Below are 13,436 nucleotides of genomic sequence, written 5' to 3' on the forward strand. Positions count from 1 at the left end.
CCACGCGATGGAGACGACGGACCCCCCGCGCGCCCCCGCCGGCCCGCCTGCCTGCCAACATCTCAGTCATGTTCCGTTAGTCGCGCTCCGTACCCGGGAAGTTCCCGACGGTCGCGCGATCAGGATCGGACATACCGGTCGCGCCCCAGATCAGAGGGATATCCAAGAATCTCTCCGTCCGCGTGAACCAAATCTGGTAGCGGAGCGACTACCTTCTGACACAAACCCCCGACGCACGCGTGGATGGAGCTGGAACGTGACGCAGAGCCGGGAGATCACGCCGCCGCCGAACGGACCGGCCGAACCGCACCAGCGCAACAGCTGGGCGGTCGTGCTCACCGCCGGCCTGATCTCCTTCCTCGTGATGTTGGAGATCAACGTCGTGCACGTGGCGCTCCCCGTCATCCAGCGGGAACTCGGGACGACGCAGGGCGTGACGCAGTGGGTGGCGGTCGGCTACCTGCTGCCGGCGGTGATCCTGGTGCTGCCCTGTGGACGCTGGCTCGACCAGATCGACCGCCGGACGGCGTACGCCTTCGCGGTCGGCGGCTTCGGGCTCACCAGCCTCGCCGCCGGCCTGGCCCCGGGGATCGAGACCCTGATCACCGCCCGGGTCCTCCAGGGTGTCTTCGCCTCCTTGATCTTCGCCATGGCTCCCGCCCTGGCCGCCCTCGCGGTCCGCGCCGACACCCAGGGCCGGGCGATGAGCGTCATCGCCACCATGGGGCCGCTCGGCGCGATCACCGGCCCGTCGCTCGGCGGGTTCCTGCTCGACACGATCGGCTGGCGGGCGGCCTTCCTGGTGGTCGTGCCCGTGTGTGCCGTGGTACTGCCGATCGGCCTCCGGACGATTCCCGCCACCGGGAAGGCGTTCCGGCTGCCGGACCGGGAGTGGCTGGCCGCCGCCGGGCTGATCGCCGTGTCGGTCGGCGCTCTCCTGGGCGGCATCTCGCTGGCGCCGGACCGGGGCCCCGCCTGGGTGCTGCTGGCGCTGCTCGCCGTGCCGGCGCTGCTGGTCTGGCACCGGCTGGGCACCAACCGGCCGGTGCTGGACCTGCTGCGTACGCGGGAGATCTCGGTGGCCGCGCTCGCGATCGTGACCGGTTCGCTGGGGTACGCGATGCTGGCCTTCATCGTGCCGTACTTCCTCCTCCAGGTGCTCGACACCAGCGCGGCCGTCGCCGGTCTGACGGTGCTGGCCTACCCGCTGGCCATGGCGGTCTTCGCGCCGCTCGGCGGCACCCTGGCGGACCGCTGGGCACCGGGGCCGGTGGCGCTCGTCGGGGCGCTCCTGGTGGCGACCTCGGTGCTGCTGGTGCAACCGCTCGCCAGCGACTGGAGCCCGGTGGACCTGGCCTGGCGGCTGGCGGTGGGCGGGGCCGGCACGGCCCTGTTCGGCGGACCGGTCCAGGCCATGGCGATGCGGGCCGCCCCGCGTCCGCTCGCGGCCACCGCCGCCGGCACCCTCCAGTCCGGGCGGATGCTCGGCTTCACCCTCGGCCCGGCCGTCGCGACGGCCGTTTGGGCCGCCTCCGACCACTCGGTTCCCGGCATGAGGAACGCCCTCACGACGTCACTCACCATCGCCACGCTCACCGCCGTCGTCCTCGCCGCGGGTCTGCTGCTGACGGCCCGCCGGGCCCGGGCCGCCGCGACGCCCGCCGTCGCCGAACCGATCGAGGTGATGCCCGAGAAGGCACTGGACTGACACCGCCGGTATCTGTCTCCACCGTGGAAGGACGCAATTCGATGGACGTGATCGGGGTCGGCTTCGGCCGGACTGGCACCCTCTCCCTACGGGCAGCTCTCGTGCAGCTCGGCTTCGACCCGTGCTACCACTTCGCCACGCTCTTCGAGAAGCCGGACCAGGCCAAGTACTGGCTGGCCGCCGCAGAGAACGACCTCACCGCGCTGCGTACCGCGCTCGAGGGGTATCGGGCGACCGTGGACTGGCCCGCCACCTCGTTCTGGCGTGAGCTGGTGCAGGAGTACCCGAATGCCAAGGTCATCCTGACCACCCGCGACTCCGCCGTCTGGTACGAGTCGATGGAGCGGACCATCCTGAGCATGCTGCGGCACGGGAAGCAGACGGGCGCGCTGGTCGCCAACTTCCCGCACCTGCCCGCCGAACAGGTCGTCCAGACCGCGACCATGGTCGGCCACCGGGTCACCGTGCCCCTCAGCTTCGACGGCCGGGTCGACGACCGTGACCACGTCATCGCCTGCTACGAGCGGCACAACGAGGCCGTCCGCCGGGAGGTGCCCGCCGACCGCCTTCTCGAGTACCAGCCGGGTCAGGGCTGGGAGCCGCTCTGCCGGTTCCTCGGCGTGGCGGTGCCGGACAATCCGTATCCGCACCTGAACGAACGTCCCGCTGCGCTGCGCGGCCCCGAGAGCTGACCGGTCGGGCCGGACGGACGCGACCCGGCGAGGGATCCCGCCGCCGGGTCGCCGCCGTCCGGCACCCCGGTCGGACCGACGAAAGATCACTGTCCCCTCCGCCCCGGCGACCGGCCCCGTCCGTCGACCCGGCCGGTCGATGCCCACCGGTGCACGTCGACCGCCCCGGGGGTCGACCCGGGGCACCACGAACGGCCGGACGTCCCGCCCCGTCGCCGCCGGCTCCGGGATTGCACCCGGGAGGACCTCGACCGACGGTCCTCTCCGACGCCACGGACGTCCCGGGCCCGCGACCGTCGCGGACTCCGGGGCGCACCTCCGGTCCGGGTGCCCGGAGCGCACCACCGCCCACCGCACCCGCCCGCGTGACCACACCGGCAGCAGGATGACCGCGAAGGCAGCGGCCCACTTCCACGGCGAGCCCACACCGCAGGCAGACTGACCCGCTCGACCCGGCCACCGGCCGCGCTCGACCCGTTCATCCCAGACTGGCACCAACCCCGGGTGGGACGGCCCGACCGGCTCTCTCCCCCGGCCCGGTAGTCGGCCGACCCGCCCGACCCCACGGCAGGCCGGGCGTCACCCGTCAACCCGTCCGCGCCCGCGTCGAAGCCTCCGACAGCAGTCTCCCGCAGCGGTCCGGCAGCCGGTATCCAGACAATTAATGGTGAGATTGACCGACACTACCACCATTCCCCGCATATAGATATTTTTCATTCTATAGCGGGCAGTCGTTGATGACCTCCGAATGGTTCCCACCCACATCTTCAACCATGGGAACATCGGACACTACCGGCGTCGCCTCGCGACGCGCCGCCGAGGACCGCGAACGGCTCGAACCGAAACGACGCCTGCGGACGACAAAAAATGCCAACAAAGCGCCACAAAGGCGGCGCGCAGCGTGCAACGTTACCGGGTGAACATTCGATATGGGCGATGATGTGAAATTTCCACCACCCCATTCAAGGTCAATAGGTGAGTGATTAACTGGTGATGGGGCGTTACATTCCCTTGGGGGATGACTTCGCCTGACGGATGGATCATCGGTTCGGCGTGAGCCAACCCCTCCGATCGACTGACGCCGATGCCAGAGGAGAGCGGATGCACAAAATCAAGCGGCAGGTGTCGTGCAGCCACGACCTCCGGTCGAGGCCTCACCCGCCGCACGGGGGAAGCACTCCGAACAGGCGGAAAGCTGCCGGGGCGATGGCGGGGAAGGGGCTTTTCCCGGCCACGACCGCCGTTGCGGAACCGGCCGGATCGACACGGCGACACCCCTTCCGACGCCACCATCAGCAGGCCCAGGGCGACATCAACGCCGCAGGAAAGGGTGCGTGATCACTGAGGATGGCGGGGGCCGAAACGCCATCCCGCCAGTCGGCTGATCCCCCGTACGACCAATCTGCGAAGTGGGCGTTTCCTCGTTCCCGAACTGAGGAGACGGCCGCGCGGTAACGCATGGCCCAGACGCGCTCAAATCGCAGGAAAAGCAATTCACCGATCTGGACCGATCGCGGTCGGCGCCGCCCGTGACGTCGGTTGTGCGGGACGGCTCGATCGACCATCGCCCGCGCCGCCAGTTCCTTCCCTGGAGACACCGATGACCTCAGAAAAGCCCTATCCGCTCTACGGGCCGGAGTTCAAGCGCTGCCCGTACACCACTTACCAGCAGCTACGCGACAAAGGCGAGGTCCACCCCGTCGAGTTCCCCAGCGGGGTGACCGGCTGGCTCGTCACCGGCTACGACGCGGCGGTGCGTACCCTGACCGACCCACGGCTCGGGAAGAACCACGACCTGGGCAACGACGCCTGGCGCGCGCTCGCCGCCATCATGCCGGAGCCGCAGCACTCGCAACTCCAGGTCCACCTGCTGCACCAGGACCCGCCCAAGCACACGTTCATGCGGCGGTTCGTGACCGACGCGCTCAACCCGCGACGCCTCGAGGCGCTCCGCCCGCAGTTCCAGGCCATGGCCGACGAACTCCTCGACGAGCTCGCGCCCGTCGGGCACGGCGACCTGGTCGAGAGCTTCAGTGCCAGGTTCCCCTTCCTGGTGCTGAGCACCGTGATCGGACTGCCGCCGCACCTCGCCCGCCAGTTCCGGCGGGAGTGGTGCCGGGTGGTCCAGCCGGTCGGCCCCCGGTCGCCGCACCGCGCCCACTACATCGGCCTCCTGCACGGCCTCCAGGCGTACATCGCCGAGGTGGTGGCGGACCGGCGGGCCGATCCCGGCGACGACCTGCTCGCCAAGCTGGTCGAGGCGAACGACGACGGCCGGTTGAGCGACGAGGAACTCGCCTCGATGATCTTCCAGCTGCTGGTGGCCGGCCAGGAGCCGATGACCAACCAGATCAACACCGCGATGGTGGCCCTGCTGACCCACCCGGAGGCCATGGCGCAACTGGCCGCCGATCCGGCACTGCTGCCCCGCGCCGCCGAGGAGCTGATGCGATACGACAGTGCCTTCGAGCTGACCACCTGGCGGTTCTTCGCCGAGGACAGCGACCTCTTCGGCACCCGGATCCCCGCCGGTGACTCGGTCATCGTGTCCCTCGCCGCCGCCAACCGGGATCCGGCCCGCTTCGAGCGGGCGGACGAACTCGACCTCACCCGCTCACCGAACCCGCACATCGGCTTCGGGCACGGCATCCACTTCTGCCCGGGGGCCGGCCTGGCCCGCACCGAGCTCCAGATCGCGTTGGAGACGATCCTCCGCCGCCTGCCGCACCTGAAGCTCGCCGCGGAGCCCGACGAGCTGGGGTGGATCCCGGCCGTCCTCGGCCGGGGCGTCGAACGTCTGCCGGTCACCTTCACGGCGACTCCCTAGACCCGTCCACGACCATCCCACGCGGCCGACGCCGTCGGCCGTGCGCGAGCGCGCGCTTTTCCGAGCCACCGGGCGCCCACGCCTGGTCACCGATGACCGGCTCGGGCCCTCCCCTTCCGTAGCGTGATGTCAGCTGGGAGAAGACCATGCCAAGCTCCACCCGCTCCGCGCCGCAGGACCACACCAGCGCCGAGCTGATCTCGAACGTCATCCTGCGGTTCCTCCTGCCGCACCGCCGGTCGGAGGCCAACGAGCACGAGCACACCGACTGCTTCGCCGAGCAGCTCGCCGCGATCCGGCACTTCGTCGACCGGCAGGAACCGATCCTGTTCACGCTGCCGGCCTTCCCCTGCAAGTCCCCGAACCGGCGCAAGGTCCTCGGTCACCTACCCGACATGGGCGAGCTGCTCTCCCTCCAGTTCCTCAACCAGCTCTGCGACCAGGTCGCCAAGGTGCACACCCCCGGGGCGCGGATGCTGCTCTGCTCCGACGGGCACGTCTTCGGCGACCTGATCCGCGTGCCGGACGACCACATCACCGAGTACGGCGACGAGATCCAGGCGATGGTCGACCGGCACGGGCTGTCCCACATCGAGGCCTTCAGCCTCCAGGACGTCTATGCCGGCCACGACTACGACGGCAAGCGCAAGCTGCTGACCGAGCAGTACGCCCAGTCGCTGGAGAGCCTGCGGGACGAGGTCCGCTCCGACGACAAGACGCTGAGCCTCTACCGGGGCATCACCCGTTTCCTGGTCGAGGACGTCAGCGAGTGGCACGACAGCAAGGCGGCGCTCCAGCGGGACTGCCGGGCGCGGGCGTACGGCGTGATCCAGCGCAGTCGCGCCTGGGGCGACCTGATCGCCGACCACTACCCCGTGTCGGTCCGGCTCTCCATCCACCCGCAGCCCTGCGGGGCGGCGAAGTTCGGCATCCGGCTGCTGGAGATCCGGGACATGTGGCTGACCCCCTGGCACTCGGTGGCGGTGCTGCGCACGGACGGCCGGTTCGCGCTGATGCCCCGGGCCGAGGCCGAGAAGATCGGCAAACTGGTGTACCAGGACGGACGGCCGAGCCACTTCGTGGTTGACTCTCCTGAGTGACCACTGTGGAGTCGAGTCCGTGGGGCGATGACCGCCCGCTGGTCGAGCGCTACCGGACGATGCTGTTCGACCTGGACGGTGTGGTCTACCGCGGTGCCGTCGCGGTGGACCACGCCCCGCCGGCCCTCGCCGACCTGGCCCGGCGCGGACGGGAGCGGGTCTTCGTCACCAACAACCCCTCCCGGACGCCTGCCGAGGTGGCCGCCCTCCTGGACCGGCTCGGCGTCCCGGTGCCGGTCGGGTCGGTGGTCACCTCGGCGCAGGTGGCGGCGGCGATGGCCGCCGCCACCGTTCCGGCCGGGTCCCGGGTGCTCGCGGTGGGTGGAGCGGCGGTGCTCACCGCCCTGCGTGAGGAGGCGTTGACCCCGGTCCGGTCGGCCGCCGACGACCCGGTGGCGGTGGTCCAGGGATCGGCCCCCGAGGTCGACTGGCGGCAACTGGCCGAGGCGTCCTACGCCGTCGCCCGGGGGTTGCCCTGGATCGCCACGAACATGGACCTCGCGGTGCCCCGGGAGGGCGGCATGGCGCCGGGCAACGGCGCGCTCGTGCACGCCGTGACGTTGGCCACCGGACGGGTGCCGCAGGTGGCCGGCAAGCCGGAACCGGCGATCTTCGAGTACGCTGCCCGGCACGGACCGGGTCCTCACGTGATGGTCGGCGACGGGTTGACGACCGACGTCGAGGGCGCCCGCCGCAGCGGTCTGGACAGCGTGCTCGTGCTGACCGGGGTCACCGGCGTCGACCACCTGCTCGACGCGCCGCCCCCGCACCGGCCGACCCATGTCGTCACCGACCTGCGCGGTCTCTTCAAGGCACCACCGCCGGTGCGGGGCGCGGACGACCGGTACGACTGCGGCCCCTGGCACACCCGTCGGGAGGGCGACGAGATCGTCCTGGCGGGTGGCCCCGGGGACCCGGCCGACGGCGTCCGGGTGCTGTGTCACGCGGTGTGGACCGCCCGGGACGAGGGCCGTCCCGCTGTCGTCGCAGCCGGCTCCCGGGACCTGGTGCGGCCCCGGCACCGGGAGAGTCTGCGAACGTGATCCCGACTCCCGATGGAACCGGACGGGCACGAGGAACGACTCCTGATCGTATGGCCTGAGTAGAGGAGTTCCGAATGCCCCGATGGTCCGGCCCGGCCGGCCTGGTGATCCGACAGGTGGGAGCGGCGGCTGCCGCCGTGGCCGTCGTGCTGGCGGTCACCGCGACCCCGGCCAGCGCGCACGCCCGCCTGGCGAGCACCTCCCCCGCCGAGGACGCCACCCTCTCGGCTCCGGTGGAGACGGTGGAGTTCACCTTCGACGACCGCGTCCGGGAACAGTTCGTCACGATCGTGGTGGCCGGGCCGGAGGGCCGGTCCTACCTGCGGGGTGAGGTCGAGGTCGACCAGTTCCGGCTGCGCCAACCGGTCTATCCGACCGGCTCCGGCTCGTACCGGGTCGCCTGGCGGGTGGTCGGCTCCGACGGGCACCCGGTGCAGGGCGAGTTCCGCTTCCGGGTGGACCTGCCGTCCGGCCAGGAGCCGGCGGTCCTGCCCCCGGCCGAGGCGGAGGACGGTCCCACCTCACGCTCCGGCACGCCCTGGGTGCTGGTGGCCGGCGGTGGGCTCGTGCTGCTCGCGGCCGGCGTGGCGCTGTCCTCCCGGACGCGTGGCCCCCGCCGGTCGGCGAGGAACCTTCCGAAGTGACCCGGATCGAGCAGCGCCCGGCCGACACGCCGGTCACCGTACGGCGCGACCCCGGCCCCGCCCGGCTCGTCGCCGCCACGGCGGCCGTCGGGTCCGTCGTCCTCGCCCTCGCGCTCTGGTACGGCGGCGGCACGGATCGCGAGCAGATCCTCGGCCTGCCCGACGGCGGCGCGTTCACCGCCTGGGCGCTGCCGGTCGCCCGGACCCTGAGCTACGTCGGTGGGGTCCTGACCGTCGGCTGGACGGTCGCCGCGGCGTTCCTCCTGCCCGGGCTGGACCGGCTGGTCGGGCCGGTCGGGTACCTCCTGCTCCGCCGGGCGTCCTGGACGGCGGCGCTCTGGCTGCTGGCGACCCTGGCCGCGCTGCCGCTGACCGCCTCCAGCCTGCTCGGCAACCCGGTCGACCAGGTCACCACGGTCACCGTGTTCAGCCTCGCCATGTCGGTGTCGCAGGGGCAGGGCCTGGTCATCGCGGCGGCCATGATCGCCGTGGTGTTCGCGGCGACCCGCTGGGTGATCACCCGTACCGGAGTCGCGGTCACCGCCCTGCTGGCCGTGGCGGCGACCCTCCCGGTGGTCCTGACCGGCCACTCGGCGGGCTCCGGAAACCACGCGATCGCGGTCAGCAGCGTCGGGATCCACACGGCGGCGGCGGCCCTCTGGGTCGGCGGCCTGGCCGCGCTGCTCACCCTCCCCGGTCACCGTGAGCTGCCCCGGGCGGCCCAGCGCTACAGCACCATGGCGCTCTGGTGCTTCGTGCTGATGGGGCTGAGCGGGATCGCCAACACCGCGATCCGGCTGTACCAGCCCGACGAACTGTGGAGCACCCGGTACGGCGTGCTGGTGCTGGTCAAGAGCGTCGTGCTGGTGGCGCTGGGCGTCTTCGGGGCCGCGCACCGGTCGCGTACCCTGCCCCGGCTCGCCGCCGGTGGAGCGGGGGCGTTCCGTCGGCTCGCCTCGGTCGAGATCCTGGTGCTCGCCGGGATCGTGGCCGTCGGGGTGGCCATGTCCCGGGCCCCGTCGCCGGTCACCATCGACCCGGTGGAGCCGGACGTCTACACCGAACTCCTCGGCTTCCCGCTGCCCGCCGCGCCGACCGTGGCCCGACTGCTGGGTCAACCGGTCCCGGACGCGTACTTCCTGCTCATCGCCGTGATCGGCGGGGGTCTGTACCTCGCCGGCGTACGCCGGCTGCGGCGGACCGGCCGGGTCTGGCCGACGGCCCGGACGATCAGCTTCCTCGCCGGCATGCTGGTGCTGGTGGCGGTGACCTGCCTGGGCTTCGCCCGGTACGCGGCGGTGACCCACGCCCACCACATCGGGCAGCACCTGGCGCTGCTGGTGGTGGTCCCGCTGCTGGTCTGCGGCGGGGCGCCCGGCGCCCTGGCCGGGGCGACGCTGCGCTCCGGACCGACGTCCGACCTGCCCGGAGCCCTCCAGTGGTGGGAGACGCTGCGCCGCAGCGGTCCCGCCCGGGGGCTGGCGCACCCGGTCAGCGCGGTGGTCGCCTTCGTGGTCTGCCTCTACCTGCCGTACTTCGCCCCGGTGTTGAGCTGGCTGATGCAGCGGCACGTCGGGCATCTGGGGATGCTCACCGCGTTCCTGGCCGCCGGAGGGGCGGTCGCCACGGTGCTGCGCCACCGCCCCCGTCGGGTCGGCGGGGCTGTCCTGGCGGCCGTCACGGCGGCCCTGCTGGTCTTCGCCGTCCTGGTGTGGCGCAGCGACCGGTTGCGGTCGGCCGAGTGGTTCGACCTGGTCCGCACGGACTGGGCACCGGTCCCGGCGGTCGACCACCGGTACGCGGCGTGGACCGCGCTGGTGGCGGCGGTGGTGCTGACCACGGCCGGGCTCGCCCTGCTCGGACGCTCCGCCGCCACGACGACCGGCGCGGGCTCGGCCGCGACGACCGGCACTCGGCCCACGACGACCGGCGCGGACCGGGCCGCGACGACCGGTGGCGACCCGCACGCGGTGGCGAGCGCCGACGACGACCGGACCGTGGCGGTCGGCGACGACCGCTCCGGGGCCGGTGGCGGGGACGATCCGCGGGGCTGAGCAGAACGGCTTCCCGTCGGGCGGCGCGGACGCGTCCCCGACGGGAAGCCGGTGCGGTGGCGGGGCGGTGCCGGTCAGCCGGGCTTGACGGCGGTGTAGACGCCGTAGTGCATGACGTCCTTGTCGTACGCCTGCTTCATCAGCGGGACGGAGTTGAGGAAGCGGAAGATGTCCGCGCCCTTGGCCCGCACCAGCTTCCACACGTACGAGGGGTCGCGCATCAGCGGCTTGACGATGTCGGCCGACAGCGCCCAGGTGGCCCGGACGTTGTCGGTCCAGTCGGCGGTCCGCACGTCGGTGTAGCCCAGCTCGCCACAGAGCTTCGCGTAGTGCTCCAGCGGCAGCACGTGCGAGATCGCGAAGTCGCGGTAGAGCCGGCGCAGCAGCTTGACCTCCTTCGGGTCGAGCTGGTCGTCGCGGCTAGTCCAGGTGGCCACCACGAGCCGGCCGCCCGGCTTGAGGATGCGCAGGTTCTCCGCGAGGTAGGCCCGCTTGTCCGGCATCAGCTCGCAGCTCTCCATCGACCAGACCACGTCGAAGGTGTCGTCCGGGTAGTCGGTGTGCATGGCGTCGAGCACCCGGAACGACGTCCGGTCGCCGACGCCGGCCGCCGCCGCCTTCTCGGTGGCCCGCCGAACCTGCTCGTGGCTGAGCGTGATGCCCTCGACGGTGCAGCCCAGGTCGGCGGCGAGCATCACCGCCGACGCGCCGATGCCGCAGCCCGAGTCGAGCACCCGCGCGCCCTGCGGGATGCCGCCGAACCGCATCAGCTCCTGCGTGGTCCGCCGCTGCGCGACGTCCCGCGACACGTTCGGCGCGTCGAGGTCCCAGTAGCCGTGGTGGATGTGCTCGCCCCACAGGTCCTCGTAGAGGTCGACGAGCTTGTCGTAGTGGTCGCGCACGGCCCGGTGCAGGTCCTCGACCGAGCCCTCCTGGCTCATGCCGGTGTCGGTGGTCTGGGTGCTCACGTGGCGCTCTCCTTGTCGCGAAAGGGGGTGGGTCAGGCGCTGGGAACCAGGCGGGCGGCGGAGCCCCGGCCGGCGAAGTCGGTGACCTGGCCGACCAGGATCGTCAGCCGGCGCATCAGTCGGGCGTCGGCGCGGATCGCCGCGTCGACGTCCTCGACGGCGGCCAGCTCGATCGAGTTGACCGCGACCGCCATCGGGGTGACCCAGCCGCGCAGCGACGTCACGGTGGTGCGCAGCGCGGCGACCGCGGTCGCCGCGCCGTGCTCGCTCCAGCCCACCGCCACCGAGCCGACCACCTTCCCGTCGAGGTAGGCGGGCCGGTCGGTGGCCAGGTCCTCCAGGTGGTCCAGGGCGTTCTTGAGCAGTCCGGACATGCCACCGTGGTAGGTGGGCGACACGACGATCAGGCCGTCGGCCCGACGCACCGCGGCCAGCAGCGCGGCGGCGGCCGGCCGGCGGTGCGTGCCTCCGGGCTGGTAGAGCGGCAGGTCCAGGTCCGTCGCGGTGAGCACCGTGGTGCCGGCACCACGGTCGGCGGCGAGGTCGGCGCAGGCGTGCAGCACCCGCTCGCTGACCGACCCCGGCCGCAACGATCCGCCGAGCAGTGCCAGCTCCACGGCGGTCACGGAAGCGGTCCGGCGGCCACCATCGCGGCCACCTGGGGACGTTGGAGCTTCCCGCTGGAGGTCTTGGGCAGGGTACGGGGAGCGACCACGACCACCTTCCCGGGGCGTACCCCGGTCAGGTCGGCGACCGCGCGCTCGATGGCGCGGGCGGTCTCGGCGGCCCGCGCCGGATCCCGGTGGGCCCGGCTCTCCACCACCAGGACCATCCGTTCGGTGCCGCTGCGCGGGTCGGGTACGCCGACCGCCACCGCGCCGCCCGCACGCACCCCGTCGACGGTCTCGGCGGCGCGTTCGAAGGTCTGCGGCTGGTAGTTCCGCCCGGCCAGGATGATCAGGTCCTTGCTCCGGCCGGTGACGTAGAGCTCCCCGTCGAGCAGGAAGCCGAGGTCCCCGGTGTCCAGCCAGCCGTCGCGCAGTTCGAGCAGCGGGTCGGCGGGGCCGTTGAGGTAACCGGTCATCATCGACTCGCTGGCCACCAGCACCCGGCCGACGTGCCGGTCGGGCAGGTCCACATGGTTGCCGTCGGCCACCCGGACCTTGGTGCCCGGCACCGGGATGCCGGAGGAGACGTAGTGGTGGGTATCCTCCTCGGACTCCGGTGCCGACGCCCGGCCCTGCTCGGCCATCGCGGTCCGGGAGACCGGCTCGCTCCGGGGCGGGGTGCCGACCGGCGAGAAGGTGGCGGCGAGCCCGAGTTCGGCCATGCCGAAGCAGGGCCGCAGGTGTTCCGGCCGGAACCCGAGCGGCGCGGTCACCGCCAGGAAGTCGCGCAGCGTGCCGGCGTCGACGACCTCCGCGCCGTTGAACGCCGCCCGCCAGCAGCTCAGGTCCACCCCGGTCAGGTCGACCTTCCGGGCCACCGCCGCGACCAGCCGGTACGCGAAGTTCGGCGCGGGCGAGATGGTGGCCCGGTACTCGTGGATCAGCCGCAGCCAGCGGTCCGGCCGGGTGCCGAAGGCCAGCGGCCGGATCAGCACCGACGGCAGGGAGAGCAGGAACGGCGTCATGGTCGCCCCCACCATGCCCATGTCGTGGTGCAGCGGCAGCCAGCTCGCCATCACGTCGTCGGCGTGGAACGGGCCGCCGAGGCCGATCGCCGAGGCCGCGGCGAGCACCGCGCGGTGGCTGAGCACGATGCCCTTCGCCGCCGAGGTGGTGCCGGAGGTGAACTGGATGAAGGCCGGCTCCTCCGGACCGGCCGCCAGCACCGGGTCGGCGACCGTCCCGTCGCCGAACGGCGGGCTGATCACCGCGACGTCCAGGTCGGCGAGGGCCTCGACGGTGGCCTCGCGCAGCTCCTCGTCGCAGACCAGCACCTCCGGCTGCGCGACCGCCACGATGTGCCGGACCCGGTCCAGCCAGAGCTGCTTGCGGCCGGCGCTCAGCGGTGGTTCGAGCACCGACGGGACGGCGCCGAGCAACTGCGCCCCGAACAGCCCCGCCAGCAGCGGGGCCGAGGTGTCCAGGCAGAGACAGACCCGGCCACCCCGGCGCAGCCCGGCCGCGGCCAGGGCCGCGGCGGCGGCGTGCGCCCGGTCGAGCATCCCGGCCACCGTGATCCGCTGGTCGGCCTCGGGCTCGTCCGGCAGGTAGTAGGCGACCGCGTCGGGTTGCCGGCGCGCCCGTTCCACGAGCGCGCCGGCCACCGTGCCGGCCGGGGTGAGCCGGGCGAGCCCGACGGCGGGGTCCGGGGTGAAACCCCGCCGGTCGGGGTGGATCGCGAGGTCGGGGCCTGTGCCGCTGTCGATGCTCATGATGGGCTCCGATGGGGTGG

10 protein-coding genes are annotated in these 13,436 nt (G+C 72.5%); 7 read left to right on the top strand and 3 right to left on the bottom strand.

Annotated elements, in window-relative coordinates:
- Positions 1–256 precede the first annotated feature (256 nt).
- The 7 genes from QSK20_RS03185 (at position 257) to QSK20_RS03215 (ending at position 10,068) form a co-directional block, all read left to right on the top strand.
- The gene (locus QSK20_RS03185) at positions 257–1,708 is read left to right on the top strand and encodes an MFS transporter (protein WP_285787011.1); all 1,452 of its coding nucleotides are present in this window, start codon (positions 257–259) and stop codon (positions 1,706–1,708) included.
- A 41-nt stretch (positions 1,709–1,749) separates the two neighbouring features.
- Positions 1,750–2,400 carry a sulfotransferase family protein gene (locus QSK20_RS03190; protein ID WP_285787012.1) on the top strand — a complete coding sequence of 217 codons (651 nt, stop codon included), beginning with the start codon at positions 1,750–1,752 and terminating at the stop codon, positions 2,398–2,400.
- Positions 2,401–4,000: 1,600 nt separating this feature from the next.
- The gene (locus QSK20_RS03195; protein WP_285787013.1) at positions 4,001–5,227 is read left to right on the top strand and encodes a cytochrome P450 family protein; all 1,227 of its coding nucleotides are present in this window, start codon (positions 4,001–4,003) and stop codon (positions 5,225–5,227) included.
- A gap of 146 nt (positions 5,228–5,373) precedes the next feature.
- Entirely contained in the window at positions 5,374–6,327 is a 954-nt protein-coding gene (locus tag QSK20_RS03200) for an L-tyrosine/L-tryptophan isonitrile synthase family protein (RefSeq protein ID WP_285787014.1), read from the top strand.
- Positions 6,324–7,370, top strand: a complete 1,047-nt coding sequence (locus QSK20_RS03205; RefSeq protein WP_285787015.1) for an HAD-IIA family hydrolase — start codon at positions 6,324–6,326, stop codon at positions 7,368–7,370. Before QSK20_RS03200 ends, QSK20_RS03205 begins: the two co-directional genes overlap by 4 nt.
- 74 nt (positions 7,371–7,444) lie before the next feature.
- Complete coding sequence (locus QSK20_RS03210; RefSeq protein ID WP_285787016.1) at positions 7,445–8,014, top strand: copper resistance CopC family protein; 570 nt, start codon at positions 7,445–7,447, stop codon at positions 8,012–8,014.
- Entirely contained in the window at positions 8,011–10,068 is a 2,058-nt protein-coding gene (locus QSK20_RS03215) for a bifunctional copper resistance protein CopD/cytochrome c oxidase assembly protein (RefSeq protein ID WP_285787017.1), read from the top strand. Before QSK20_RS03210 ends, QSK20_RS03215 begins: the two co-directional genes overlap by 4 nt.
- Before the next feature lie 74 nt (positions 10,069–10,142).
- Here QSK20_RS03215 and QSK20_RS03220 read toward each other — a convergent pair whose 3' ends face one another.
- From QSK20_RS03220 to QSK20_RS03230, 3 genes are read right to left on the bottom strand one after another with little or no spacing between them, the layout of a single operon-like run.
- Complete coding sequence (locus tag QSK20_RS03220) at positions 10,143–11,036, bottom strand: methyltransferase domain-containing protein (RefSeq protein WP_285787018.1); 894 nt, start codon at positions 11,034–11,036, stop codon at positions 10,143–10,145.
- Positions 11,037–11,068: 32 nt separating this feature from the next.
- Positions 11,069–11,662 carry an NADPH-dependent FMN reductase gene (locus QSK20_RS03225; RefSeq protein ID WP_285787019.1) on the bottom strand — a complete coding sequence of 198 codons (594 nt, stop codon included), beginning with the start codon at positions 11,660–11,662 and terminating at the stop codon, positions 11,069–11,071.
- On the bottom strand, positions 11,659–13,416 hold the full coding sequence (locus QSK20_RS03230) for an AMP-binding protein (protein WP_285787020.1): 1,758 nt from the start codon (positions 13,414–13,416) through the stop codon (positions 11,659–11,661). The genes QSK20_RS03225 and QSK20_RS03230 overlap by 4 nt, the downstream gene beginning before the upstream one ends.
- Positions 13,417–13,436: the final 20 nt, after the last annotated feature.

Origin of the sequence: Micromonospora sp. NBRC 101691 (genome assembly GCF_030269285.1) — a bacterium.
Classification (GTDB): domain Bacteria; phylum Actinomycetota; class Actinomycetes; order Mycobacteriales; family Micromonosporaceae; genus Micromonospora; species Micromonospora echinospora.